The sequence below is a fragment of the Candidatus Glomeribacter gigasporarum BEG34 genome (assembly GCF_000227585.1).
In the GTDB taxonomy this organism is placed as follows: Bacteria; Pseudomonadota; Gammaproteobacteria; order Burkholderiales; family Burkholderiaceae; genus Glomeribacter; species Glomeribacter gigasporarum_B.
The window spans coordinates 40,147-65,645 of record NZ_CAFB01000034.1 but is presented as its reverse complement, the minus strand read 5'-3'; the positions used below and the strand labels follow the sequence as shown (position 1 = coordinate 65,645).

Here is a 25,499-nt window from a genome sequence, read left to right as displayed (position 1 = left end):
GGCTTGCACTGCGTCACTTTAGAAACGAATGACGGCGGCGCCCCAGGTCAGCCCGCCGCCAACGCCTTCAATCATGATCGTGTGCCCGCGCGCAATACGGCCATCGCGCACCGCCTCATCGAGTGCGAGCGGAATCGATGCCGATGAGGTATTGCCGTGCTGGTCTACGGTTACGAGCATACGCTCCAGAGGCAGTCCCAGTTTGCGGCAGGTGCCTTGCATAATGCGGATATTCGCCTGGTGGGGAATCAGCCAATCGATCTGCGCCGCGCTCATGCGCGCTTTATCCAGTGCTTCAAGCGCGACTTTCTCAAGGAGATGGACCGCGAGCTTAAAAACCGCCTGGCCGTCCATTGTCACAAACGCCTGACCGCATATCGCGCCGCCGCTGACGCGGCCGGGCGCGCACAGAATATCCGTATGGCGGCCATCCGCATGCAGAGCGCTGGATATTACGCCCGCCTGTTCAGAAGCCTGCAGTACGACCGCGCCCGCGCCGTCGCCGAATAATACGCAGGTGGAGCGGTCATTAAAGTCCAGTAAACGGGAAAAGATTTCAGCGCCGACGACCAGCGCAGTCTGGCATGCGCGAGCGCGAATGAATTGATCGGCAATCGTGAGTGCATACACAAAACCGGTACACGCGGCTTGCAGATCGAATGCGATGCAATGGTTGCGTAATCCCAGTTTGCGTTGGAGCGCACAGGCCGTGCTGGGCAAGACAAAATCGGGCGTGGAGGTGGCGATGATGATCAGGTCGATAGACTGCAGGTCAATATCCGCCGCGCGGAGTGCGTTTTTCGATGCGGTCAGCGCCAGATCGCTCGTCATCGCTTCTGGAGCAGCGAAATACCGTTGGCGGATGCCGGTGCGCGTTGCAATCCATTCATCGCTCGTTTCAATGCCGCGCGCCGCGAGCCGGCCCGCCAGTTCCTGATTCGTTACGCAATCCGGCGGCACAGCGCTGCCCGTGCCGATGATGCGTGAATATAGAGGGGATTGCGTCATGATATAGGCAATACGCGTGCGGCGCTGTTCCCGTTATTTTCTTCAACGGCGCGGGCAAGGCGTTCCTGGATGCCGTTTTTGATCGCATCATAGCCCCGTTTAATCGCCCATTCAAAGGCGCAAGCGTCGGCTGAGCCGTGGCTTTTAATCACGAGTCCGCGTAAACCGAGCAATGCCGCGCCATTATAACGGCGATGGTCAACGCGATGCTTGAGGCGCCTGAGCACCGGCCAGGCGAGCGCCGCCATCACTTTGCTCGGCAGCGTGCGGGAGAATTCTTGCCAGATCATATCGCCGAGCATTTTGGCCAGTCCTTCAGAGGTCTTCAGCGCCACATTGCCGGCAAAGCCGTCGCAGACGATAATATCTGTGACTCCCTTGTAAATATCGTTTCCTTCCACATTTCCGTAAAAATTCAGCGTGCTCGCGCGCAAGAGTTCGCCTGCCTGTTTGACAGTTTCATTGCCTTTGGTCATCTCTTCGCCGATGTTTAACAGGCCGATGGCCGGTTTTTCCTTGCCTTCGATGGCGGATACCAGTGCGTGCCCCATTTCGGCGAAGCGCAGCAGCTCCCGCGGGCTGCAATCGATGTTCGCGCCCAGATCAAGCATGGTGGTGCCGCCCGAAAGATGCGGCATCACGGCGGCGAACGCCGGCCGCTCAATGCCGGCCAGTGTTTTCAGCATATAGCGGGAGATGGCCATCAATGCGCCGGTATTGCCCGCCGATACACACGCATGCGCCTGGCCTGCTTTCACCAAGCTCAGCGCAATCCGCATTGACGAATCCTTTTTCTTGCGCAGCGCAATTTCAATCGGATCATCCATTGCCACAACTTCGCTGGCGGCATGCACGGAGAATGATTTAGAGCGAAGCGTTTTATGTTTTTCAAGCTGATATTGAATCAGCCCGGTTTGCCCGACAAGAATCAGTTCGGCATCCAGATGGGCGTGCAGGAAATGAAGCGCGGCGGGAACAGTCACGGACGGGCCGTAATCGCCGCCCATACAGTCAATGGCGATGTGGATAGTCATGCCAAGGGGGCTATCCTTCCAAGGTGAGCCCGGCTAGACTTTTTGAATCACTTGCTTGCCGCGATAATAGCCATTCGGGCTGATATGATGCCGCAAGTGAACTTCTCCTGAAGACGGCTCAATACTGAGCGTTGGATTGCGCAGTGCATCGTGTGAGCGGCGCATATTGCGTTTTGACGGCGATTTCTTATTTTGCTGAACAGCCATGATATGCTCCGGAAAAGCGCAGATTCTAGCATGGCAAGAGACTGCGCAGAGACGCGATGCGCTCAACTGCTCACGCCCATGAATTCATATTTCCCTGATGTAAATGCGATGAAGGCTGCTTCTTTGCTTGCTCCTGATACGCGCTCAGTGAAAAATGCTTTAACTAGAGCATTTTTCACTGATTTTCCCTATGTCGCTTCCGCGTTTTCGGTATTCGGGATCGCTGCAGGGTCGCCTCCATCGCTGCGCGATGGAGACCTGCTCCGCCTGCATCGATCCCCATACTGTCTTCGCGCTCGCTCCTCGGGCAAATCGACTGAAAAATGCTCTAGCAGCAGACGCTTTCTGCTGCTCATCGGCGCGTGGTTGCTGGCGAGTACAGCCAACGCTCAGGGCGCCCTTTCCCCTGAACAGAAGATTCTTCCGGTCGTTCATTTGAGCGTGGGCGCGTATTCCGTGAAGGCGGAAATCGCTGAGAATGATGCTGACCGCGCCAGGGGGTTAATGTTTAGAACTTTTCTTAAACCGGATAATGGCATGCTATTTGTGTTCGATCGAACAGATCAGTATTGTTTCTGGATGCGTAATACCAAGATTCCGCTTTCTATCGCTTTTATCGATGAAGCGGGCATCATTGCCAACATGGATGAGATGCAGCCTGGAACATTAAACTCGCATTGTCCTGTGCGGCCTGTGCGCTATGCACTCGAAATGAACTCAGGATGGTATGCGTCTAAAGACGTAAAACCCGGCACGAAAATTGATGGATTACCAAGACGCTGAATTTTGTTGTTATAATTTGGACGCTAGAGCATTTTTCAGCGAATTTTCCAAAGAGCGAGCGCGAAGACGGGACCGATGCGGGTGGAGCAGGTCTGCCTCGCTGCGCGATGGAGGCGACCCCGCAGCGGGACCATACGGCGAGCGCAAAGCGACTCCAGGCAAGCCGCTGAAAAATGCTCTTAGGCGGCTGTAGCTCAGTTGGACAGAGTACTTGGCTACGAACCAAGGGGTCGTGGGTTCGAATCCTGCCAGCCGCGCCATTAAAATGCCTTTAAAATCAGCCCCTTAAGCGTTGCGGCGCTAAAGGGGCTTTTTCTTTGCAGGGTGCCATTGCAGCTATTTACATTGGAATCACAGCGCCAAATGGCTTGCTTAATTGAGAACGCGACCTAGGATTTCTAGAATCAATCTGTGCCAGCGCTCTATGGGGCTCAGTATCTCATCATGAGAGTGCTTGATTCATAAAGCATAAGAAAAATGCCGTTTAAAATAAGATTGATCTGCCGCCTGAAAAAGAGCAGGCTTATTTATACGGGCTTCCAGTTAAATTAGCATTCGGTCTATCAATAACACCTTCAATCATGTTGTTGACAAATCTTCTAATTCTGACTTAATGAGGAGAAATGATGAAACGCTTCATTTTGATGGGGATGACCGCGGCAGCGATGGGCAGTATTTCTTCAGGTGCGGGAGCGCAGACTACAGTAAGGGCGGGGAGAATCGATTTTAACGGCGTGATTACTGCAACAGCCTGCCAGATACAGGGCAATAATCAGCAAATGACAGTGCCATTGGGTACGCACTTTAGCCAGCAGTTCGGGAACGCTGGAGCGAGATCCCGTATCGTACCATTTGATATCCAATTGGTGAACTGTCCAACGTTCAGGGGTGTTACGGTAACCTACAACGGAACAGGGGCGACAGCTAACACCGACTTATTAGTTGTGACTGATACTACTAACAACACCCAGAGACAGGACGTCGGGATCAGGCTGTATGATACAGACCAAACGGCCCTTTTGAATCTGAACGCGAATTCAACTGCGTTTAATATCACTGGTGCGAACCATACAGTACGTTCTGCAGCCACATTTGAACAGATCGGAAATAATGCCCCGGCGGCGGGGAACTTTCAGGGGAATGTAAATCTCGATATTAATTATCCTTAACCCATACATATCCATGCGCTTTCCTCTGTCAAGCCCGGCTGATGCGTATCCTCAGCCGGGCTTGAGTGATGATATAGGGTAGAGCAAATTTCAGGATCACTCATGCTCCAATTTATTTCAGCCTTGAAAAAGGTGCGGCTCGCCCTCTGGGCGGGCGCTTTGTGCGCGGCGGCGCTGCCGGCGCAGGCGGGCATTCTGGTCGGCGGAACGCGGGTTGTGTATGACGGCGCCAAGCGCAAGGCGTCGATCCCGGTCAAGAACACCAGCCAGACGCCCTATGTCGTCCAGGTCTGGCTGGATGACGGCAGCGAGAACGCGCGCGCCAAAACGCCGTTCGCGCTGACGCCGCCGATTTTCCGTCTTGATCCGGACAAGGAAAACAATGTCCGCATCATGTATTCCGGGCACGGTTTGCCGGAAGACCGGGAGTCGGTGTACTGGCTGAATGTGCAGGAAATTCCGCCGAAGTCCGATAAGGAAAATGTATTGCAGATTGCGGTGCGCACCCGGATCAAACTGTTTTACCGGCCGCCTGCGCTTGCCAAGGAAAGCGCGCTCAAGGCGGGGCGCGAATTGCAGTGGCAGATCGTCCGTGAAGGCGAGCAGGGACGGCCAGCATTGATCGCCGAGAATCCGACGCCGTTTTCGGTCAACTTATCCGAGGTAAAGCTCGAAGGCGCGGGCAAACAGACTCAAATCAAAGCCGAGATGGTGCCCGCGAAAAGCAGCCAGCGTCTGGAGATTCAAGCGCCGCCGCCGTATAACGCCGGCCAGCGTTATACGCTGAGCTATCGTTATATCAATGATTACGGCGGCGTTTCAGATCCGGTGCAAGCGGAGATCGAGGCTCCGGCGCGTGGTCAGGCAAGCAATCAGCCCAGCATATAGAGCCTGTTCCTTCATCTTGTTTTCATGAAGTCCCCATTCTCTGCGCTGGCGCGTCGCCTTGCTCCGGCAGGTCTTTTCATGTGCGCGCTGCTGTTCAGCGACCGGGCCGCGCAGGCCGCCGAGATCGCTCAGGTTGAGTTTAATCCAGGCTTTCTGCATCAGTCGGATCCACAGCAAGCAGTCGATTTATCCCTTTTTTCAAAAGGTGAATATGTGCTGCCCGGAACCTACCGGGTGGATGTGTATGTCAACCAGAATTTCGTCGAGCAGCGTGAGGTGCAGTTCATCGCGCCCGCGCCGGATGCAAGCGCAAAACCCTGTATCCGGCGGGCACTGCTTGAGGCGGCGGGCGTATTGCTCAATGTATTTCCGGCGCTGAACGCAGCGGAGGAAACGCAGTGTCTGGATGTAGAATCGGCGGTTGAAAACGCACAAGTCGCATTTGATCTTGGCCAGCAGAGACTGAACCTAAGCATTCCGCAGATTGCGCTGCGCCAAGTCGCGCGCGGCGGCGTGGATCCGAAAGAATGGGACACCGGCGCGGCGGCGGCGCTGTTGGACTATCGTCTAAGCGCATCGAATACGCATCGCAAGGAAAGCGGCCATCATCAGGACCTGTTTTTGGGCCTCAGAAGCGGGATCAATATGGGCGCGTGGCGGCTTCGGCACAATTCCAGCCTGAGCAAATCGTCTCTGGAAGGCCGGCCGAAATGGCGCTCTATCTCCGCATACGCCGAACGCGATATCACTTCCTGGCGCAGCCATCTCACGCTGGGGGACAGCTTCGCAAGCGATGGCGTCTGGAGGGATGGCATTGGATTGCGCGGCCTCAAGCTTGCGTCTGACGACCAGATGCTGCCGGACAGTTTGCAAGGCTACGCGCCAGTGCTGCGCGGTTTTGCGCAGACCAATGCCAAGGTCGAAATCCGGCAAAATGGTTATGTGATTGATACAAGGTACGTTGCGCCGGGCGCGTTTGAAATCCGCGATCTATATCCGGCTTCAACGGGCGATCTCGAAGTGGTGGTGATCGAAGCGGACGGACGCGAGACGCACTATACCCAGGCGCTTTCTGCCGTGCCGGAGATCATGCTGCGCGAAGGCGCCTTCCGCTATCAGATCGCCGCAGGCCAATATCGCCACGGCGACGAAGGCGCGCAACCCAATTTTGTACGCGGTTCATTGACCTACGGCCTGCCGCACGATCTGACCGCGTATACGGGGTTGGCCGCATCCAGGCAATATGTCGCCGGCCTGTTCGGCGCGGGTATGAATCTGGGCGCGTGGGGCGCTGTTTCGGTGGATCTGACGCATGCCCGCACGGCGCTCCCGGATGGCCGCCACGCGCAGGGCCAAAGCTGGCGCGCGTTATATGCCAAATCGCTGTTGCCTTATGGCACCACCTTCCGTTTGCTCGGCCAGCGCTATTCCACTTCAGGCTATTTCGATTTCAGCGAAGCGGTGCAGGCGCAATCGGGCGCATCCTCTTCCCGTCCCCACCGGCGCGCCCGCGTTGAAGCTCAACTTTGGCAAAGCCTGGGCCGTTATGGCGCGTTCAATTTGACGGCCAACCAGCAAACGTATTGGGATCATGGCGGTCGCGACCAGTGGTTGCAGCTCGGTTACAACGCCAGTCTCTGGCGTTTAAATTATGGTGTGTACGCCGCGCGTACGCGCCATTACAACGGCGGATATTCAAACAGCCTCTCGCTGAGTGCCTCGATGCCGCTCGATCTGTTCGGCACGCGCGCACACAGCGTGCACACAGGCTATACCGTCAGCCATATCACCGGTCAAGGCGTTGCGCATCGCGCAAGCGCCTCTGGAACGCTGCTGGAGCAGCACAATCTGAATTATGGCGTGAATATCGGCGCCGCGCGCGGCGGCGCAAACGGCGCGTTCAACCTGGGCTACGCGGGCGGCGTTGGCCGCGTCGATGCCGGGTATAGCGTGGGCGCGGGCTATCAGCGCGCCTCGGTCAATCTGGGCGGCGGTATGGTATTGCATCGCGGCGGTTTGACCTTGAGCCAGCCGTTGCAGGACACGATTGCGCTGGTGGTGGCGCCTGGCGCGGCGCATGTCAGACTGGAGAATCAGCAAGGGGTGCGCACCGACCGGCGCGGCTATGCGGTAGTGCCATCCCTGAATCCGTACCGCCGCAACCGCATTGCGCTGTTGACCGAAGATTTGGGCGAACAGGTAGAAATCGAGCATACCGCGGCCGAGGTCGTACCGACCCGAGGCGCGATGGTGCGGGCGGTGTTTGAAACGCGGCTGGGCCGGCGTATGCTGATTACTGCGCAGCGCGGCAACGGCGAGGCAGTCCCATTGGGCGCGCAGATTCTTGATGCGCAGGGCAAGGACATCGGCATTGCGGGCGCGGACGGACAAGTCTTTGTCTCCGGGGTTCAGAAAGGAGACCGTCTGACGGTCCAATGGGGCAAAGATGCGCAGCAGAGCTGCCAGATTGCGTTGGATACTCTACCCGAAAAAGCGCCGGCCAGCCGCTTTTATGAACAGTATGAAATCCCCTGTCTAGGCGCACCTGAACCTATAGAGAATCCAACGCCATGAAAATATATCTCAAAACCGTAACCGTCTGCGCTATCCTGATGGGCAGCGTCTTGAGCAGCGCAGCTTATGCGCAGTGTGCATTGAAGCCGGAATGGATAGAGGCTGCCACTCGCTTGCCCAGCATTCAAATCCCAGCCGCGATTCCTGTGGATTCAAACACGCCGGTCGGGAGGGTGATCTGGCGTACGCCTGTTCCAGCGCCAAACCCGCAATTTATTACAAATATTAATATAGGCTGTAATGGAACAATGAGTGCGACTGGGCTCAACAACGGCGTCCCAGGCGAGCCTCTTGAGCCAAATCAGGTTTACCGTACCAATGTGGATGGAGTTGGATACCGGATTCTCAATTCAAGACATCGATTTCCTTTCCAAATTACACGCAATTTGGGTAGTTGGAGATGGCCCAATACAGTCGAAATGGAAGACTTGGCGTTCGAGCTGGTGAAGACCGGGCCAATCACATTTGGAGCGCAGATCAACGGCGGAGTTTACGGGTCCGCTGCAATTCTCACTGCGGACAGCCAAACGCTACCCGTCTTGGCAATTTCTGTTGCAGCAGGCGGCGCGGTCAAAGTATTGCCCTGTACGCCCGATAATAGAAATCCGACGATTCCGTTGGGCAGGGTTTCCACAACTGTGCTGGAGTCAGCGACAGGAATGTCCTTTAGAAATTTTTCAGTCAGTCTGAAATGCGACCAAGCAGTCGACATTACAGTCAATGTGAATGCAGACTCAGATGCACCTGCACAGGGGTTGATTAATGCAAACCAAGGCAGTCAGGCGAAAGGATTCGTGGTAGAGCTACGGGAGCATCGGGCAGATGGAAGCAGTACGCCTTTCGTGCTTAATACAGATCACCAATATAGCAACAACGGTAGGGACGACACGGTTTTGAGTTTTCGCGCGCGCCTGAAGAAGAAAAGCGCAACCGGCGCCATTGCGCTGGGCGATTTCTCCGCATTGGCCACCATTCAGCTTTCCTATGAGTAAATATGATGAGTGTTCGAGCAATGAGGTTGAGTCTCATATTAGCGCTGGCTTTCGCAGCGGCATTCCCGGCAAGTGTATCTAGAGCTAGAGCGCTCCCGCCTGAATTTGCAACAAATGACCAGGTGAGGCTTACTTTTACCGCAACGGTTTTTGCAGAGCCATGCACAGTCGATAACGGCACGGCAGTCAAGCTCACTCTGCCGTTGGCGCGTCACAGTCAGATGCAAGCGGCGAACAGCCATAGCCCTGCAGGGGCGTTTACGCTGAATTTGTCCAAATGCCCGCCCGGAATGAGCAAAGTTAAGATGGCGATTCAGGGAAGTCCGCATGCGGATGACGCAAAGGTATTCGCCAATACGTTGAGCGGCGGGAAGGCTGCCCAAAATGTCGGGATACGGATTTGGAGCGGGGCCGATCCTTCCAATGAAGCGGTGCGCTGGTTTGACGGCGCGGTCCGGACCTTTGAGATCGATAAACAGCGGAACGTAAAAGTCGATTTGAATGCAGACATGTTTACGCCCAAAGGCAAAGCCAGCAACGGCGATGTACAGTCAGTGGTCAGAGTGACGATGTCTTACGAATGAAAGCGCAAAAAATCATGGAGTCGCTATCCGCGAAGGTATTGAAATGGCTTCTTGTAAGCAGTTCTGTCATCCTGTGCCTGCCGGTTGGCGCGGCTGATTTTGAGCTGGAACTGAACGGAAAAGTGATTGCGGATACCTGCGAAGTCGAAGATGTTCAGGTGGATCTTGGCACGCATCTGGCCAGCACACTCAATGATGAATTAAATACGCCTGAGCGAAGTTTTGAAGTGAAAATTAGCAAGTGTCCTCCGGAAAATTTGAATCGGCGCGCAATCCAGGTCCGGTTCGATGGCACCGCCGACACGCAAAATCCCACGAGATTTATGAATCAAGGCGACGCAGACAACGTATCGATCCGAATGTTCGAGAAAAGACTCGATGGAACAAGCGAAACGATCGCGCCGGGCGATGTCAAACTCATTTTCTTAAAAAATGATGGCACCGGAAGCAAACCACTGCATGCACAGATAGAAAAAACAGGCCAGGCAACAGTGGGGCCTGGCACGGTCAAGGCAACGGTTCAAATGGTGCTGATTTACCAATAACCTGTACGCTCTATTTAGGCGTGCGCAATACCACCCAATTCGTCACGCGCGCAGCGCCGGCGCGCTTCAGAACGCGCGCAACAGATTCCAGCGTTGCGCCGGATGTCATCACATCATCGACCACCGCAATATGACGGCCGCGCACAAAGGCTGGATGCGCGTGCGCTAAGGCGAAAGCGCGGCGCATATTGCGGCGGCGCGCTTTCGCGGGAAGCGAGGTTTGCGGCGGCGTATCGATGATGCGTTCAAGAAGCGCTGGATGCGCGCGCAGGCCAAGCATGCGCGCCAAAGGACGCGCAATTTCCCACGCCTGGTTATAGCCGCGCGCGATCAACCGGCGGCTGGAGAGCGGCACGGGCAGGGTGAGATCGGGGCAAGACCTCCTGGAGTCTAAAAAGGCGGGGTGGATTCGCGTGGCGAGCTGCTGCGCGAATAGAGGCGCAAGCGCGAGTTTAGACCTGAATTTCAACGCGGCGACGAGTGTATCAAGCGGCGCGGCGTAGTCGGCCAGCGCAAGGGTCGCGTCGAATGCCGGCGGCGCTGCGATACATTGACCGCAGAGCGGCGCGCTTCCGCTTTCCAAACGCGTATGGATATTCAGCGGATACGCGCACTGGACGCAACGCGCGCAGACAGCGGAAGGCGCAGGCCAATGCGCGCGCATACACGCACTGCATACAGGCTCGGGCGAGAGCGCGTCGCATAATGCGCAGCGGCAGGGCAGACCCATCCGTATGCATGTGGAGAAGAGGCGGCGCGCGCGGCCGGCCGCCGCGCTGAGAGTAGAGCGCATCACACCCTATCCAGTCGCTTAAGAGAAAGGCATCCAGCAATATAGGCTATTTTCTCTGAAAACAGACTCAATATTGGCCATATGCCAGAGCCGTATGCCAGACGTTTTGACACCGCATGCGCGTGACGATGCACGCGCTGCGCGCGCACGGATACGCCGGATTTTTGACCGCCGCGCGGCGCGCTTTGGCGAAGTCGCTTTTCTGCCGCGCGAAATCGCCCGCCGGATGCATGAACGTCTGGACTATATCAAGCTCGCGCCCGCGCGCGCGCTCGATGCGGGTTGCGGCCCCGGCGCGGACTTGCCGCTTCTGGCGGCGCGTTTTGCACAGGCCGCTGTCACCGGAGTTGATCTTTCATACTGTATGGGCGCGCGGGCGCACTGCGGAGCCTCGGATGCGCCGCCTGCGCGGCGCCACTGGTTCAGTCTGTTTGCCAGAAGCGTGCGCGCGCGCCGTTGGCCGGTCGTGCAGGCGGACTTTGCAATGCTGCCGTTCGCGGCGGATACATTCGATCTTCTATGGTCCAATCTTGCGCTGCATTGGCATGCGCGACCGGATGAAGTGTTGACTGAATGGCAACGGGTATTGAGAAAAGGCGGTTTGCTGATGTTCAGCACGCTGGGGCCGGATTCGTTGCGCGAATTGCGCGCCGCATGGTGCGCCGCGGACGCCGCGCATGCGCTGCTGCGCGTGATTCCTTTTATCGATATGCACGATCTGGGCGATATACTGGCGCGCAGCGGCTTTGAAACGCCGGTGATGGATATGGAAATGCTGACATTGACTTACCGTTCGCCTGCCGCATTGCTCAACGATGTGCGCCGCTGGGGCGCGTATCCTTGCAACCGTTCGCTGGATGGACTGACGGGCCGACGCCGGTACGCCGCGCTGACCGCAGCGCTGGAGGCGCAGCGCGCTGCCTGCGGCGGCCAGATCGAACTGACTTTTGAAGTGGTCTACGGCCACGCCTGGAAAGAGCGCGCGCGGACATCCACCTCATCGCCGGAAGGATATGGGGTTGTAAAACTTGAAAATATTCTTGGGCGCTCAAAAAGCAGCCATCACATCATTCGATGAAATTATGAAGATCATCGCTCAAACACGGAATATCCTGAAAAATGGTTTGGCTCTGGCCGGCGGCGCGTGGGCAAACGCAGTCTGGGCGCTCGAAGATAAAGAGGGTTTGCCCCCGGTGAACGGGATGAATTTCCAGACGCCGGTCACAGAAATCGCTCAAACCTTATACAGCTTGCACACCCTGATGCTGGCAATCTGCGGCGTGATTTTCGTCGGCGTGTTCGGCGTGATGTTTTATTCGATTTTTGCGCACCGCAAATCTAAAGGACGCGCGCCCGCGCATTTCCATGAAAATATGGCGGTTGAAATCCTCTGGACGGCGGCGCCGTTATTGATCATTGTGCTGATGGCCTTGCCCGCGACGCAAACGGTGATGCGGATGAAAGATACAACAAATCCGGATTTGACGGTAAAAGTCACCGGCTATCAGTGGAAGTGGGGCTATGAATATCTTCAGGGGCCGGGCACGGGCGTACAGTTTTTATCGACGTTGACAACGCCGCGCGATGAAGTCAATGGCCGAAGCCCGATCTCCGAGACATATTTACAGGAAGTGGATCATCCGCTGGTGGTGCCGGCGCATAAAAAAATCCGCATTCTGACCACGTCAAGCGATGTGGTTCATTCATGGTATGTGCCGGCATTCGGCGTCAAGCAAGATGCAATACCGGGCGTGATGCGGGACACGTGGTTCAAAGCGGATAAGGTCGGTACGTACCGGGGTTTTTGTACAGAATTATGCGGAAAAGACCATGCGTATATGCCGGTCGTGGTGAAAGTGCTCTCCGGGGCGGACTATGCGCAGTGGGTGGAACGCGCGCAAAAAGGTCAAATAGCAGTTCATCTAGCAGTGAAAGAAGTCTTGACGATGGATGAACTCAAGGCGCGCGGCAGGCAAGTGTACGCAATGCACTGTGCAGTGTGTCATCAGGACAATGGCAAAGGCATCGGACCATTTCCAGCGATTGACGGCGGGGCGGTGGCGAGCGGGCCGCTGGATGCGCATTTAAAACTGGTGCTTCAAGGCAAAGGGCAAATGCCGCCGTGGGCGCATACGCTGAACGATCTAGAAATCGCCGCTGTAACCACCTATCAGCGCAATGCCTGGAATAATCAGACGGGAGAGATTGTGCAACCTGCACAAGTGTCTGCATTGCGTTAGCGTATTCGCCGTGCGCCAACGTTGCCGTTCCATTCTTCACATTTTAGGTTCGATGCGCATCGCCATCGGCCTGCTGGTGGTGCTGGCCATTGCGAGCGTCATTGGCACGGTGCTCACGCAACAAGCGCCCTATGCAAACTACGTCAACCAGTTCGGCCCGTTCTGGGCTGAAATTTTTGACGCGCTCGGCCTGGTTCACGTCTACGGCTCGGCCTGGTTCACCGCGATTCTGCTTTTTCTGGTAATTTCGCTGTCGGTATGTCTCGCGAATCATGGCCCTAAAATCGTGGCCGATCTGCGCAGCTGGAAAGATCGAGTCCAGGAACAGAGTTTGCGCGCCTTTGGCCATCAAGCCTCTTTTCATGCTGCGGGTTCGCGCACCGAAATGGCCGCGCGGCTGTCCCGGTTGGTCGAGGCGCAGGGCTATCGCCAGCGTCAACAGGAAAAAGCGGGCGCAACGCTGATGACCGCAAAGCGCGGCGCACTGAACCGGCTCGGCTATCTCTGGACACATCTGGGGATTATTGTGATCTGCACGGGCGGATTGCTCGACGGTTCGCTGCCGGTGACGCTACAGATGTGGTGGTTCAACAAAAGTCCGCTGCACGGCAATATGACGATTGCCGAAGTGCCGCCCGAACACCGCTTGCCGGCGGCCAATCCGAGTTTTCGCGCACAAGCGTGGGTGCCGGAAGGGCGATATGTATCGACCGCGGTTCTGAATCGCGGCAATGGCGTTCTGATTCAAGACTTGCCTTTTTCCATTCAACTGAATCAGTTTATCGTCGAGTATTACTCGACCGGAATGCCGAAGCGGTTCGCCAGCGATATTGTGGTGATCGATCATGCCAATGGCGCGCGCATCCCCGCCCGCGTCGAAGTGAACAAACCCTTTATTTACCGCGGAATTGCGATTTATCAATCGAGCTTTGAAGACGGCGGCTCAACGGTGCATTTAAGCGCGTATCCAATGAGGGGCGCGCGCACATCCGCCTTTAAACTCAGCGGAACGGTTGGCGAATCCGCGCAGATCGCTGGCGCGCAGAAGGGCGAAACAGTTGAATGGACGGGCCTGCGCGCGATCAACGTCGAAAATATCGCGGACGGCGCCGGTCAAACAGATGCGCGCGGCCTTGCAAAAAAGCGCGGCTTGCGTGAAGTATTCGACGAGCGGCTTGGCTCAGGCGCGAAGGCATCGAAACCGGTTCAGTTGCGCAATATCGGCCCTTCGTTGCAATATATATTGCGCGATCAAAGCGGCGGCGCGCGCGAATTCAATACCTATATGCTGCCGGTTGACATCGACGGCGAGCGCGTTTTTCTGGCCGGACTGCGCGAAAATCCCAATGAGCCGTTCCGCTATCTGCGCATTCCGGCGGACGCTGAAGGGACGTTGCGACAATGGATGCAATTGCGCGCCGCGCTGGCGAATCCCGCGTTGCACGCAGCCGCGGCGCGGAAATTCGCCGCCGCGCTGCAATCGCCTGAGCCGCGGCTGCGTGCGCGCGCCGAGCAGAGCGCCGCGCGCGTGCTGGCGCTTTTTGCGGGTCAGTCCGAAATACAGCCGCGCCGCGCGCGCGCTATCGGCGGTTTTGCCGCAGTGGCGGACTTTATTGAGTCTTCGGTGCCAAAGCCAGAGCAAAATCGGGCCGCGCAATTATTGCTGCGCGTGCTGGAAGGCGCGGTATGGGAACTGTGGCAAGTCTCTCGCGCGCGAGCCGGCGAGCCGGCGCTCAAGGAGACAGAGGCGAACCGCCGTTTTGTACAATCCGCCATGAATGCATTGTCTGACCACTTTTTTTACCGCGCGCCGGTATTGCTGCAACTGAATACCTTTAATGAAGTCAAAGCATCGGTGTTTCAGCTCACGCGCGCGCCTGGCAAAAAGTGGGTGTATTTAGGCTGCGCGTTGCTGGTGCTGGGCGTATTCTCAATGTTTTTTATCCGTGAACGGCGTCTCTGGTTCTGGTTGAAAGACGATGACGCTCAAGTCAATGTACTGATGGCGATGTCAACGGCGCGCCGCACCGTTGACTTTGAAAACGAATTCAATCATCTGCGCGACAACGTCCGCGCGGCCCTGAATGCGTCCGAAGCAGATCGATGAAAACCGTGATTGCCCTAATGCGCGCCCGATTCAGCCGATTCACGCCTTTTGATGGCGTGTATGCCTTCGCGTTGGCTGCGGGTGCGCTCTTCCTGCTTACGCGCTACCACGCCGCGATGGATGGCTATGAGCGGCTCATTTTGATCGGCGCAGCGTTCGCGCTCGGCGCGCTTGGCATGCGCTGGAAACCCGTACGAGCGCTGATCAGCGCAGTGGCGATGCTGTCCCTGCTAGCGATTACGCTTTACCGCGGCGATCTGGCGCGCGCTGAACAGGTCTTTCTCCTCAAATATGCACTGTCGAGCCAGTCAGCAATTTTGTGGATGAGCGCATTATTTGCGTTCTCCACCATTTTCTACTGGATTGGCGTATGTGCGCGCGCGCCGCTTGGATTCAATCTTGGCATGCGTCTGTGCTGGAGCGCGGTGCTGATGGGCGCAACCGGCATGATGGCGCGCTGGTACGAGTCTTATTTGATCGGCGCGGACGTCGGCCATATTCCGATTTCAAATCTGTATGAAGTGTTCATCTTGTTTTGCCTGATCACGGCGCTGTTTTATTTATATTATGAAGCGCATTACCAGACGCATGCGCTCGGCGCGTTCGCGCTGCTTCTGATCAGCGCAGCGGTTGGATTTCTCATTTGGTACTCGGCAACGCGCGATGCACATTTGATTCAACCGCTTGTTCCCGCGCTGCAAAGCTGGTGGATGAAAATTCATGTGCCGGCAAATTTTATCGGCTACGCGGGCTTTGCCTTGGCGGCGATGGCGGCGGCGGCCCGTCTGCTCGCGCAGCGCGGATTATGGACATCCCGCCTGCCCGCGCTGGATGTGCTGGACGATCTGATGTACAAAGCCATTGCCGCCGGTTTTAGCTTTTTCACGCTTGCCACGATTCTTGGCGCATTATGGGCCGCGGACGCATGGGGCGGATACTGGAGCTGGGACCCAAAAGAAAGCTGGGCGTTGATCGTCTGGCTGAATTACGCCGCCTGGCTGCATATGCGGCTGATCAAAGGGTTGCGCGGCGCGCTGGCCGCCTGGTGGGCGCTCGCCGGTTTACTGGTAACGCTGTTCGCTTTTCTGGGCGTGAATATGTTCTTATCCGGCCTGCATAGTTACGGCCAGTTGTAGATTTGTCCCCAGAACCTTAAAATCGGCGCGCGCTGGCATCTGGCAATAGAGATCAAGCAATAGGAAAGGTGGCAGAGTGGTCGAATGCGCCGGATTCGAAATCCGGTGTACGGTCAACCCGTACCGTGGGTTCAAATCCCACCCTTTCCGCCACTGGCTTAGGTTCTGGCGGAATTTAACAGATTATTTTTAAGAGCCTTTTATGGCCTATTTTGCGGAATATTCCGCAAAAATGCTTACTGGGTTGGCTTGACCAGAGTACCTATCCGGTTTCTGACATACCGCTTTGTCATCGTTTCAGAAGTATGGCCAAGCTGTTTCTTGGCTTCTTCCATCCCTGCGCTCTGCTCTTTCTCAGTGGCCGCTTTAGCGCGCAAATCCCTGAACTGAAACATCTGTTTTGAAATACCCGCTTTCTCTCTTGCTCGATCAAATCGCGAGCGCAGTGTAGTTTGGCTTAATGGCGCTCCTTCTTCATCGCATACCAGCGCGAGCGAATAAATCTTATGTGCTGCTTTCCGAGCGGCGATTCGCGTTAATACAGAGGATAATCGGCCTGTAATCTCAATCCGTAATCGAGTGCCCGTTTTGTCAACATACACATCCCTCCCTTTTTCTCGATGCTTTTTAATACCAGCGCACGGATTCGTTTTTTCTGTGTACCCCCACTCTCTGCCTTTATTCCAGATATGCGAAAACAAAGCCAACTCTCTATTGGCGCGCACGTGGCCTGCATTGATCGGAACGTTCCGTTTTGATTGTAGTAAACGCTTGCGCGTCATTTCTACGCGCCAATCCCGATATTGCGCGATGTGCAATGGCTTGATTTCTTCAAGTGGCGCTTCATGAAAGAATTCCAAAAGTTTCACAAGTTCTCGTGCATTATCGTGTTGCGTGTAGGGGTCGCGTCACGCAACGGACGACAGAGTACGCTAAGCCTGAGGGAAGGGCCGCGAGGAGTCTAAATGAGGTTGCCCCAGAAAACGGACACCAGAGTGCGTTAAGACTTGCAGTAATTGATACAGGCAGAGAAGCAGCGGGCACCCAACGATAAAGCGTCGGGACAGAAACGCCCAGATTTCGGGCCACCTCCCGTGGGGCTACTCCGTTGACCAGCAGCTTTTGAGCAGATTTTAGTGTGCTGTCTGTCATTTTTCGCTTGCGTCCCCTCTTCGCCCCTGTTGACGGGCGGCTTCTAGGCCTGCTTTAGTGCGTTCCAGCAGCAGTTCCCGCTCCATCTCGGCCAAAGATGCCATGACGTGAAAGAAGCACCGGCCCGCTGGGGTACTGGTGTCAATGGCGTCGGTCAGGCTTCGGAAGTGAATGCCCTGCTGGGATAAACCCCCGACCAGTTCAACCAGATGTTTGACACTGCGCCCTAAGCGATCCAGCTTCCAGACGACCACCCGTGTATCTTTTGGGCGCAGCATCTCAAGCGTTTTAGCCCACCCGGGACGCGCTGTATGCCCTGCGCTCGCCTTGTCTTTAAAGATTTTCTGGCAGCCCGCCTGCGTAAGGCATCCTTCTGAAGCGTAAGATTTTGGTCTTGCGTAGAAACGCGCGCGTACCCAATCAGCATGAGACTGCCAAAAGATTCTTGAAACCCGTGGAAAGGTGACAGAATTGAGAAAAGACTTTCAAGAGTGATGTTCAAGAATACAAAAGTCAGGATTTTATGAGGCACAGCGGCAGGGTACGGTAGACTATCAGAAACAAAGGTTGACAAGCAGCCATGCCGCGTCGTTGGGTGCTGTCTGCAGCGGAACGCGAGAGTCTGTGAGCGCTGCCTGAACATCAGGATGCCCTGATTCGGCATGACACGTTCAGCGAGTCTGATCTGTCCATCATTCGCCAGCGTCGCAAGGCTGCCACTCAGCTGGGATTTGCAGTCCAGCTGTGTGACATGCGCTCCCCAGGCAGGATGTTGGAGATAGAAGAGCCCCCTTTTTCTCCGGTGCTGAGCTTCGTGGCAGCCCAGCTTAAATGACCGTTAGACATTTGGGCTGAGTACGGGCAACGGGCAGAGACGCGCCGAGCACATCTGGTTGAACTGCAGTCTGTGTTTGGCTTGAGGCCCTTTACAGTGCGATGTCACAAATCTTCTGTGCAGGCGTTGGCACCACTGGCACAGCAGACCGATAAAGGCATCATGCTAGCCAAGGCGCTGATTGAGGCACTCCGCAGCCGTTGAATCCTGCTGCCATCGATCCTAATGATCGATAGGATTTGCGCAGAAGCCATGACACGCGGCAATCGACCCCTTTATTCCGCGCTCACAGCAGGTTTGACCCAGGCTCATCGGCAGAAGCTAGAGCATCTGCTCAACCTACATGAACACAGCAAAATCAGCCTATGAGCCTGGCTACGTCAGTCGCCCAATGCGCCGAATGCCCAGCACCTGTGAGCACATCTGGATGGGCTTAAAACGCTGGAAGCGCTGAGATTGCCAGAGGGTCTTGAGCACCGGATACATCAGAATCGGCTTTTAAAGCGCGCTCGTGAAGGCGCTCAAATGACTGCCCAACATTTGCGTGATCTGGAAAGTACACGTCGGCACGCCACGCGGGTTGCTGTCGTGCTGGAAGTTCAATCGACAATCATCGAGAGATCATTGACCTGCATGACCGCATCATGGGCCGTCTTTTCAATTGGGCTAAACACAGTCACGCGCAGCAGTTCCAGGAATCCGGCAAGACAATCCACGAAAAGATGCGTTGATACGGGAAAATCGGCACGGTCCTGCTGGCCGCCAGGACAGAGGGTACAGACGCCTTTTCAGCGATTGAAGCGCTCATTTCATGGGAAACGTTTGCAAAAATCGTGACAGCAACACAAGACCTCACCCCAAGGGAGTTTGACGACCTGCATCGCATTGGAGACGGCGATGCGCAGGTCCGTCGATATGCCCCCGCGCTTCTGGATGCCCTGCAGATGAAAGTCGCGCCTGCAGCACAGGATGTGTTGTCTGCTGTAGAGACGCTCAAAACACTCAACGCGGAGAATGCCCGAAAAGTACCACAAGACGTGCCCACCCGCTTTGTGCGAAAACGCTGGGAAAGCCTGGTCTTCAAGGCAGAGGGTGTGGATCGGCGCTTTTACGAACTGTGCACACTGTCCGCACTGAAAAATGCACTGCGTTCAGGTGATCTTTGGGTGCAAGGCTCTCGCCAGTTCAAGGATTTCGGGGATGATCTATGACCGACGGATCCATTCTCTGCGCGCAGTCTATCTCATCATTTAGCCATTGAGACAGACTGCGATGCCTATCTTCACGAACGCCTCTCCAAACTGACGCAACAACTGAACATCGTCCGTCGCCTGGCAAAGGCAGAGGCATTGCCAGAGGCCGTCATGACCCCATCCGGTCTGAAAATCACGCCGCTGAACAACAGCGTACCTGACGCAGCTGATGTGTTGATCCAGCAAGCCTACAGCCTGCTGCCGCCTATCAAAATCACTGAATGGCGGGTGGAAGTAGACAAATGGACAGACTTCACCCGCCCCTTCACGCCCCTAAAAACAGGCGATTTGGCCAAGCACAAATCCCTGCTGCTCACCCCCCTTCTGGCAGATGCCATCCACCTGGGTTTAAGCAAGATGGCCGAATCCTGCTCTGGAACCCCCTATGCCAAGCGGGCCTGGCTACAAGCATGGCATGTTCGAGATGAAACCTATTCGGCAGCTTTGGCAGCACTGGTGAATGCGCAGTTTCGACATCCTTTTGCAGGAGACTGGGGCGATGGGTCGACCGCTTCCTCAGACGGCCAGCGCTTCAGAGTGGGCGGGCACGCGGAACGGGGCGGCAATATCCACCCCAAATAGGGCAGTGAACCCGGCATCCAATTCTACACGCATGTCTCCGATCAGGATACGCCGTTTCATACCAAGGTGATCAATGTCGGCGTTCGAGATGCGACCTATGTATTGGATGGGTGGCTGTATCACGAATCAGACTTGCGAATTAAAGCGCATGACACGGATACCGCGGGCTTTACCGATCATGTGTTTGGCCTGATGCATCTCTTAGGCTTCCGGTTTGCGCCCCGTATCCGTGATCTCGCCGATAAACGGTGGTACGTGCCGGGTAAACCGGCGGATTTCCCTGATGTGGCTGCTTTGGTGGGTGGTTCGATCAATACCAAGCATATCCGAAGCCACTGGAACGAGATTCTTCGGCTGGCGGCATCCATTCGTCAGGGGACTGGGACGGCTTCTCTGATGCTGCGCAAGCTCAGCAGCTCTCCCAGACAAAACGGACGGGCGGTAGCCCTTAGAGAACTGGGCAGGGTCGAGCGTAGTGTGTTGACCTTCGATTGGCTGCACAACGTCGAGCTGCACCGCCGCGTCAACGCGCGGCTGAACAAAGGCGAAGCCAGAAATGCGCTCACCAGAGCCGTCTTCTTTCACCGGCCGGGCGAGATGCGAGACCGTAGCTTCGAGAACCAGCGTCATCGCGCCAGCGGCCTTACGCTGGTGACAGCAGCTATCGCGTTGTGGAACTCAGTCTATCTAGAACGGGCAATCCAGGCGCTCAGGGAGCATAGCCAGTCTATTGAGGCGTACCTTCTAGTATATCTGTCACCGTTGGGCTGGGAGCATATCAATTTGACGGGGAATGATGTTTGCAGCAGGGAAAAACGCCCAGGAAAGGAACATTCAGGCCCTTGCGACCCTTCCCTCAGGCTTAGCGTACTCTGTCCTCCGTTTCGTGACGCGACCCCTTTTTCACCGTCGCTCCTGAACCGCTGCTTGCGCTGGTTTAGCGGGAGCAGTTTTGGCAGACGACGGAGCGGCTGCGCCAATCGTCAGCCCTTCTTCCTGGAGTTTGGCGGTGGATTTGGCACCCAAGCCTTTTACGCGCTTTGCCAAGTCCTCAGCGTTTTTATACGGGCCGTGCGCGGCGCGCTCCTGGATAATCGCCTGTGCTTTCACGGGGCCAATGCCCTTAATGCCGGTGAGCGCATCGGCGGTTGCTGTATTGACATTCACTGCCGCATAGGCGAGTTGAGCGGCGATCAGGCACAAAGCCGCACATCCCGCCCATCGTAATTTTTTCAACATGGCATTTGCTCCTTCTGAGTGAACGGCGAGCGCCGCAACAGGAGGCCAGTGTAGATTGCGCGCGTTGCGCTTTATAGCTGGCTGATCAGCCAATGTACATAGCGTTCGACGCCTTGCTGGACCGTCAGAAAAGGGGCGCTGTAGCCAGCGCCGCGCAACCGGGTCAAATCCGCCTGCGTAAAGCACTGGTATTTGCCGCGCAGCGTATCCGGAAAGGGGATATATTCGATTTTCCGTTGCGCTACCAGCGCTTCAAGCGTATTAGACACTGCGTCTCGAGTATTGATGACGCTCACCGCAACATCATTAAATGGCTGTGCGCGGCCTGTGCCAAGATTGAAAATGCCGGAGCGGTCTGGATGGTCAAAAAAATACAGATTCACCTTCACGATATCTTCAACCGATACAAAATCGCGCATCTGCAAACCGGCTGCATAGCCGCCGTATTCGCCAAAGAGCCGCACGCGGCCATGCGCGCGGTATTCGTTGAAGTGATGGAATGCAACCGAGGCCATCCGTCCTTTATGCGCTTCGCGCGGGCCATAGACATTGAAATAACGCAATCCGACGATCTGGCGATGCGCGCCAGGCAACTGGCGGCGCACATACTGATCAAACAGCAATTTCGAGTAGCCGTAAATATTCAGGGGCCGCTCGTAGGCGCGCGCCTCAACGAAGCGTTCCGCACGACCGTACACCGCCGCCGATGACGCATACAAAAAAGGGATGCGTTGCGCCGCGCAGATGTCCAGCAATATGCGACTATAACGATAGTTGTTGTCCATCATATAGCGGCCGTTGGTTTCCATCGTGTCCGAGCACGCGCCTTGATGGAACAGCGCGCGCACGGCGCCAAACGCCCCGCTTGCAAAGCGCTCGATGAATTCGGATTTGTCGAAATAATCGTCAATCTCGCCATCGAGCAGATTTTTGAATTTATCGGCGCGCGTTAAATTGTCGACCGCGATGATGCCGCGCTCGCCGCGCGCAGAGAGCGCATGAATCAGATTACTACCAATAAAGCCGGCCGCGCCGGTGACGATCAGGGTCATGAGGATGAATGGCCTTCGGGATAGAACGCATCAGATAACACATCCTCCAGATGCCACAGACACACTTTTGGAAAGATATCCAGCGCTGTTTCAGAGACAGCATGCGCGAGCGCTTTTTTCCACACCAGCCTCATCCAAATTGGATCATTGAACTTCGCTTTGAGACTGGGCGCTTCTTTTTTTAGAATATAGTCAATTTCTTCGCGTTGCAGCTCAATTGTCCGGCGCCAACTGGGGCCGCGTCGTTTTGGTTGAAACTGCCATTTCAATAGATGCGCCATCAACACGGCCAGCCGACTTTCTAATTCACGCCGTTCGCTCTTCCCTACGTCTTCGATCTCATCGGCAATATGCTCACGGTCGAGCAAATCAAATTGACCGCTACGAATGAATTTCGCCTGTTCGTCCGCCCAGGCGACAATATCCTCTTCATATAGGGTGGGCATTTCGTTCTTTTTCAGTCAGGGTAAAACGCTTGAGACAAGATTTGTTCTTGCATCCAAGGGCAGAATGCAGGAAATTGTTCTAAACCTGTTTCGTCCGTTGCCTTTGCCACCGCATCCGCCCAAACCGCTTCGAGCCAGTGAGCGTTGTCTAAGCAGGCACATAGACTAGGCGTGTCTTGGATGTGTAATGCAATTGCACGGCGTTGCTCTTTGATAGTCCGCTGCCAGCTCGCGCCCCGTCGTCCAGGCTGGAACTGCCACTTCAGCAAATGCGCGAGCAGCACAGCCATTCGATTGGCGAGTTCGCGTCGTTCGCTTTTCCCCACGTCTTCGATCTCGTCTGCAATGTGTGCACGGTCGAGCAAATCAAATTGCCCGCTACGGATAAATTCCGCCTGTTCATTCGCCCAGGCTACGATGTCCTGTTCGTATAAGGTTCGCGTTTCACGCATGTCAATCTCCTGCGTCTGGAAACAGTTCTTCATAAGTGACCGTCGCGGCGCCGAGTTTTCCAACAACGATTCCAGCCGCGCGGTTGGCGTGCGCAACCGCGTCGGAAAGAGGAACGCCCGCGCCCATCAGCGCCGCCAGCGTTGCCGCAACGGTGTCTCCGGCGCCGGAGACATCGTACACTTCGCGCACCTTGGCGGGCGTATGCAGCATACCGCCGTCACTGTAGAGCGTCATGCCTTCTTCTGCGCGCGTGAGCAGCACGGCGTCTAAATCCAGCCTGGCGCGCAGCCGCGCAACGCGCGCGGCCAGATCATCTTCACTGCGCCAGCGGCCAATCACTTCGCGCAATTCCGCGCGGTTCGGCGTCATCAGCGTTGCGCCGCGATAGGGTTCCCACGCATCCCCTTTGGGGTCGATCACAACCGGTTTTCCCGCCGCGCGCGCGCTAGCAATCATCCTGGGAATGTGGGTTAGGCCGCCTTTTCCATAGTCTGAAAACAGCACGATGTCTTGCGCGGCAAGGACTGTCTCAAACCGGGCGCGCGCCGCCTGCAGTATTTCATGCGCGGGCGGCATTTCAAAATCGACCCGCAATACGTGCTGCTGACGCGCCACAACGCGCAGTTTGATCATCGTCGCCCAGTCGGCATCCCGTTCCAGATGCGCCTGGATATGGTGCTCGCCCAATAAATCGGCAATCCGCCGCCCAGGCTCATCGTCTCCCACGATGCAGATCAGGCCCGTTTGCGCGCCCAGCGCCGCCACATTGCACGCCACATTTGCCGCTCCGCCTAAACGCTCTTCGCAGCGCTGCACGCGCACGACCGGCACGGGCGCTTCAGGCGAAATACGCTCGGTATCGCCAAACCAGTAACGATCAAGCATCGCATCGCCAATCACCAGCACGCGCGTGTGCGCCAGGCGCGCGCGCAGCGCTGGATGCGGAGATATTTCAAGCGGTATCACGGCTTTCGTCGTATCCTGCGGATGTGCGCCCAATCGTATGGTATTCAATCCCTAGCTCGCGCATCGCCGCCGGCTCGTACAGGTTACGACCATCAAAAATGAGCGGCGTTTTCAGGCCATCCCGTAATTGTTGGAAATCCGGGCTTTTAAAGGCTTGCCATTCGGTCACAATGACCAGCGCGTCCGCGCCCAGGACAGCCTGCATTTGATTCTCCGCGAAATCGAGCCGCGCGCGCGCATCCGGCGCATGTTTCAGATCAAGCGCGAACGCGCGCTCCGCTGCGCGCATCGCGGCAGGATCATAGGCGGTGACGCGCGCGCCGCGCGCGAGCAGTTCGGCAATCAGGACGCGGCTCGGCGCTTCGCGCATATCATCGGTATTGGGTTTGAATGCCAGGCCCCAGATGGCAAAGCGCAAACCGCTTAAATCCATTCCAAGACGGGCGGTCATTTTTTTCGCCAGCACTTCTTTTTGCGCGGCGTTCACTGCGTTGACCGCGTGCAGAATACGCAAGGGTTGATCATATTGGCGCGCGGTGCGAATCAGCGCGCTCGTATCCTTTGGGAAACACGAGCCGCCGTAGCCGCAGCCGGCATATAAGAAGTCGTAGCCAATCCGCGGGTCCGCGCCGATGCCGCGGCGCACGGCTTCGATGTCGGCGCCCACGCAGTCAGCCAGATTCGCCAGCTCGTTCATAAAGGAAATGCGCGTCGCCAGCATCGCGTTCGCTGCGTATTTCGTGAACTCGGCGGAACGCACGTCCATATATAGCATGCGGTCATGATTCCGGTTAAAGGGCGCATATAGACGCTGCATGATTGCGCGCGCGCGCTGGCCTTCCGGGCCGGATGCGCACCCAAGCACAATGCGATCCGGCCGCATAAAATCCTCAATCGCCGCGCCTTCCTTCAGAAATTCGGGATTTGAGACGACTGCAAACGGCGCATCATTGCCGCGCGCGGCCAGTTCCGCGGCGATGCTTTGCCGAACGCGCTGCGCAGTGCCGACTGGCGCCGTCGATTTGTTGACAACCAGCGTATACCGGCTCATATAACGGCCAATCGCGCGTGCGGCGGCCAGCACATGATTGAGATCGGCTGAACCGTCTTCATCCGGCGGCGTACCCACCGCAATGAACTGAACCGCGCCATGAGCAACGCTCGCGGCGAGATCGGTTGAGAAGCGGATCCGTCCCGCCTGAAGATTACGCGCAATCAACGCTTTCAGACCGGGTTCGTAAACCGGCAAGCCGCCGTTGTTGAGCAGCTCGATCTTGCGTGCATCTATATCTATGCAGAACACCTCATTGCCGAGTTCCGCGAAGCATGCACCGGTCACCAAGCCTACATAACCTGTGCCGATGATCGTGATTTTCATGCGCTGACAGGGGAGAGGTCAAAAGAAGCGTAGATGAATTATAGCCAAGCGCATTTACTCTGATACGGCGGCTTCAAAGCTCG

The 25,499-nt window shown here is 56.2% G+C and carries 21 protein-coding genes, 2 tRNA genes and 4 pseudogenes; 14 read left to right on the top strand and 13 right to left on the bottom strand.

Going from position 1 to position 25,499, the window contains the following annotated elements; genetic code table 11:
* Positions 1–18: 18 nt before the first annotated feature.
* From CAGGBEG34_RS00985 to CAGGBEG34_RS11520, 4 genes and pseudogenes are all read right to left on the bottom strand, one after another.
* The gene (locus CAGGBEG34_RS00985) at positions 19–1,008 is read right to left on the bottom strand and encodes a beta-ketoacyl-ACP synthase III (protein ID WP_006682051.1); all 990 of its coding nucleotides are present in this window, start codon (positions 1,006–1,008) and stop codon (positions 19–21) included.
* Between the two features lie 32 nt (positions 1,009–1,040).
* A pseudogene (gene plsX / locus CAGGBEG34_RS00980) lies at positions 1,041–2,042 on the bottom strand (phosphate acyltransferase PlsX); the annotation flags it as partial.
* 33 nt (positions 2,043–2,075) lie between these two features.
* Positions 2,076–2,249 carry a 50S ribosomal protein L32 gene (gene rpmF, locus CAGGBEG34_RS00975; RefSeq protein WP_006682049.1) on the bottom strand — a complete coding sequence of 58 codons (174 nt, stop codon included), beginning with the start codon at positions 2,247–2,249 and terminating at the stop codon, positions 2,076–2,078.
* Positions 2,250–2,437: 188 nt separating this feature from the next.
* Positions 2,438–2,605, bottom strand: a complete 168-nt coding sequence (locus CAGGBEG34_RS11520; RefSeq protein ID WP_238984920.1) for a hypothetical protein — start codon at positions 2,603–2,605, stop codon at positions 2,438–2,440.
* A gap of 85 nt (positions 2,606–2,690) precedes the next feature.
* On the opposite strand from CAGGBEG34_RS11520, the gene CAGGBEG34_RS11515 reads away from it, so the two are divergent.
* The 8 genes from CAGGBEG34_RS11515 (at position 2,691) to CAGGBEG34_RS00935 (ending at position 9,784) form a co-directional block, all read left to right on the top strand.
* Positions 2,691–3,032 carry a DUF192 domain-containing protein gene (locus tag CAGGBEG34_RS11515; RefSeq protein ID WP_238984927.1) on the top strand — a complete coding sequence of 114 codons (342 nt, stop codon included), beginning with the start codon at positions 2,691–2,693 and terminating at the stop codon, positions 3,030–3,032.
* A 183-nt stretch (positions 3,033–3,215) separates the two neighbouring features.
* Positions 3,216–3,292: transfer RNA gene (locus CAGGBEG34_RS00965), tRNA-Arg, on the top strand.
* Between the two features lie 363 nt (positions 3,293–3,655).
* A complete protein-coding gene (locus CAGGBEG34_RS00960) occupies positions 3,656–4,201 on the top strand; it encodes a fimbrial protein (RefSeq protein WP_042687340.1) in 546 nt (181 codons plus the stop codon).
* A 102-nt stretch (positions 4,202–4,303) separates the two neighbouring features.
* Positions 4,304–5,089, top strand: a complete 786-nt coding sequence (locus CAGGBEG34_RS00955; protein WP_042687338.1) for a fimbrial biogenesis chaperone — start codon at positions 4,304–4,306, stop codon at positions 5,087–5,089.
* Between the two features lie 78 nt (positions 5,090–5,167).
* A complete protein-coding gene (locus tag CAGGBEG34_RS00950) occupies positions 5,168–7,663 on the top strand; it encodes a fimbria/pilus outer membrane usher protein (protein ID WP_006682046.1) in 2,496 nt (831 codons plus the stop codon).
* Positions 7,664–7,743: 80 nt separating this feature from the next.
* Positions 7,744–8,655, top strand: a complete 912-nt coding sequence (locus CAGGBEG34_RS00945; RefSeq protein ID WP_203224813.1) for a fimbrial protein — start codon at positions 7,744–7,746, stop codon at positions 8,653–8,655.
* A gap of 26 nt (positions 8,656–8,681) precedes the next feature.
* Positions 8,682–9,239, top strand: a complete 558-nt coding sequence (locus CAGGBEG34_RS00940) for a fimbrial protein (protein ID WP_158641751.1) — start codon at positions 8,682–8,684, stop codon at positions 9,237–9,239.
* Positions 9,240–9,253: 14 nt separating this feature from the next.
* The gene (locus CAGGBEG34_RS00935; RefSeq protein WP_158641750.1) at positions 9,254–9,784 is read left to right on the top strand and encodes a fimbrial protein; all 531 of its coding nucleotides are present in this window, start codon (positions 9,254–9,256) and stop codon (positions 9,782–9,784) included.
* A gap of 10 nt (positions 9,785–9,794) precedes the next feature.
* Here CAGGBEG34_RS00935 and CAGGBEG34_RS00930 read toward each other — a convergent pair whose 3' ends face one another.
* Positions 9,795–10,577, bottom strand: a complete 783-nt coding sequence (locus tag CAGGBEG34_RS00930; protein WP_006682042.1) for a ComF family protein — start codon at positions 10,575–10,577, stop codon at positions 9,795–9,797.
* A gap of 94 nt (positions 10,578–10,671) precedes the next feature.
* Between CAGGBEG34_RS00930 and CAGGBEG34_RS00925 the strand changes: the two genes are divergently transcribed.
* The 5 genes and pseudogenes from CAGGBEG34_RS00925 (at position 10,672) to CAGGBEG34_RS00905 (ending at position 16,213) form a co-directional block, all read left to right on the top strand.
* Positions 10,672–11,655, top strand: a complete 984-nt coding sequence (locus CAGGBEG34_RS00925) for a methyltransferase domain-containing protein (RefSeq protein WP_006682041.1) — start codon at positions 10,672–10,674, stop codon at positions 11,653–11,655.
* Positions 11,656–11,659: 4 nt separating this feature from the next.
* Positions 11,660–12,814, top strand: a pseudogene (gene coxB / locus CAGGBEG34_RS00920) (cytochrome c oxidase subunit II); the annotation flags it as partial.
* Between the two features lie 55 nt (positions 12,815–12,869).
* Positions 12,870–14,924, top strand: a complete 2,055-nt coding sequence (locus tag CAGGBEG34_RS00915; RefSeq protein WP_006682039.1) for a cytochrome c biogenesis protein ResB — start codon at positions 12,870–12,872, stop codon at positions 14,922–14,924.
* Positions 14,921–16,060 carry a c-type cytochrome biogenesis protein CcsB gene (ccsB, locus tag CAGGBEG34_RS00910; protein ID WP_006682038.1) on the top strand — a complete coding sequence of 380 codons (1,140 nt, stop codon included), beginning with the start codon at positions 14,921–14,923 and terminating at the stop codon, positions 16,058–16,060. Before CAGGBEG34_RS00915 ends, ccsB begins: the two co-directional genes overlap by 4 nt.
* Before the next feature lie 62 nt (positions 16,061–16,122).
* Positions 16,123–16,213: transfer RNA gene (locus tag CAGGBEG34_RS00905), tRNA-Ser, on the top strand.
* An 83-nt stretch (positions 16,214–16,296) separates the two neighbouring features.
* On the opposite strand, the gene CAGGBEG34_RS00900 is transcribed toward CAGGBEG34_RS00905, so the two are convergent.
* Both CAGGBEG34_RS00900 and CAGGBEG34_RS00895 read right to left on the bottom strand, forming a co-directional pair.
* Positions 16,297–16,929 carry a tyrosine-type recombinase/integrase gene (locus tag CAGGBEG34_RS00900; protein WP_050009262.1) on the bottom strand — a complete coding sequence of 211 codons (633 nt, stop codon included), beginning with the start codon at positions 16,927–16,929 and terminating at the stop codon, positions 16,297–16,299.
* Between the two features lie 160 nt (positions 16,930–17,089).
* A pseudogene (locus CAGGBEG34_RS00895) lies at positions 17,090–17,639 on the bottom strand (recombinase family protein); the annotation flags it as partial.
* Positions 17,640–17,843: 204 nt separating this feature from the next.
* On the opposite strand from CAGGBEG34_RS00895, the pseudogene CAGGBEG34_RS00890 reads away from it, so the two are divergent.
* Positions 17,844–20,748 (top strand): annotated as a pseudogene (locus CAGGBEG34_RS00890) (Tn3 family transposase).
* Between the two features lie 37 nt (positions 20,749–20,785).
* Here CAGGBEG34_RS00890 and CAGGBEG34_RS00885 read toward each other — a convergent pair.
* The 6 genes from CAGGBEG34_RS00885 to CAGGBEG34_RS00860 form a co-directional block, all read right to left on the bottom strand.
* Positions 20,786–21,121: a ComEA family DNA-binding protein gene (locus CAGGBEG34_RS00885; RefSeq protein ID WP_042687432.1), complete on the bottom strand. Its 336-nt coding sequence runs from the start codon at positions 21,119–21,121 to the stop codon at positions 20,786–20,788.
* 71 nt (positions 21,122–21,192) lie between these two features.
* Positions 21,193–22,173, bottom strand: a complete 981-nt coding sequence (rfaD, locus tag CAGGBEG34_RS00880; RefSeq protein ID WP_006682037.1) for an ADP-glyceromanno-heptose 6-epimerase — start codon at positions 22,171–22,173, stop codon at positions 21,193–21,195.
* Positions 22,170–22,619, bottom strand: a complete 450-nt coding sequence (locus CAGGBEG34_RS00875) for a DUF29 domain-containing protein (RefSeq protein WP_006682036.1) — start codon at positions 22,617–22,619, stop codon at positions 22,170–22,172. The genes rfaD and CAGGBEG34_RS00875 overlap by 4 nt, the downstream gene beginning before the upstream one ends.
* A gap of 11 nt (positions 22,620–22,630) precedes the next feature.
* A complete protein-coding gene (locus CAGGBEG34_RS00870) occupies positions 22,631–23,071 on the bottom strand; it encodes a DUF29 domain-containing protein (RefSeq protein WP_006682035.1) in 441 nt (146 codons plus the stop codon).
* Between the two features lies 1 nt (position 23,072).
* Positions 23,073–24,038, bottom strand: coding sequence for a D-glycero-beta-D-manno-heptose-7-phosphate kinase (gene rfaE1 / locus CAGGBEG34_RS00865; protein WP_006682034.1), 966 nt, complete (start codon positions 24,036–24,038; stop codon positions 23,073–23,075).
* Positions 24,025–25,416 carry a UDP-glucose dehydrogenase family protein gene (locus CAGGBEG34_RS00860; RefSeq protein WP_006682033.1) on the bottom strand — a complete coding sequence of 464 codons (1,392 nt, stop codon included), beginning with the start codon at positions 25,414–25,416 and terminating at the stop codon, positions 24,025–24,027. The genes rfaE1 and CAGGBEG34_RS00860 overlap by 14 nt, the downstream gene beginning before the upstream one ends.
* Between the last annotated feature and the right edge of the window lie 83 nt (positions 25,417–25,499).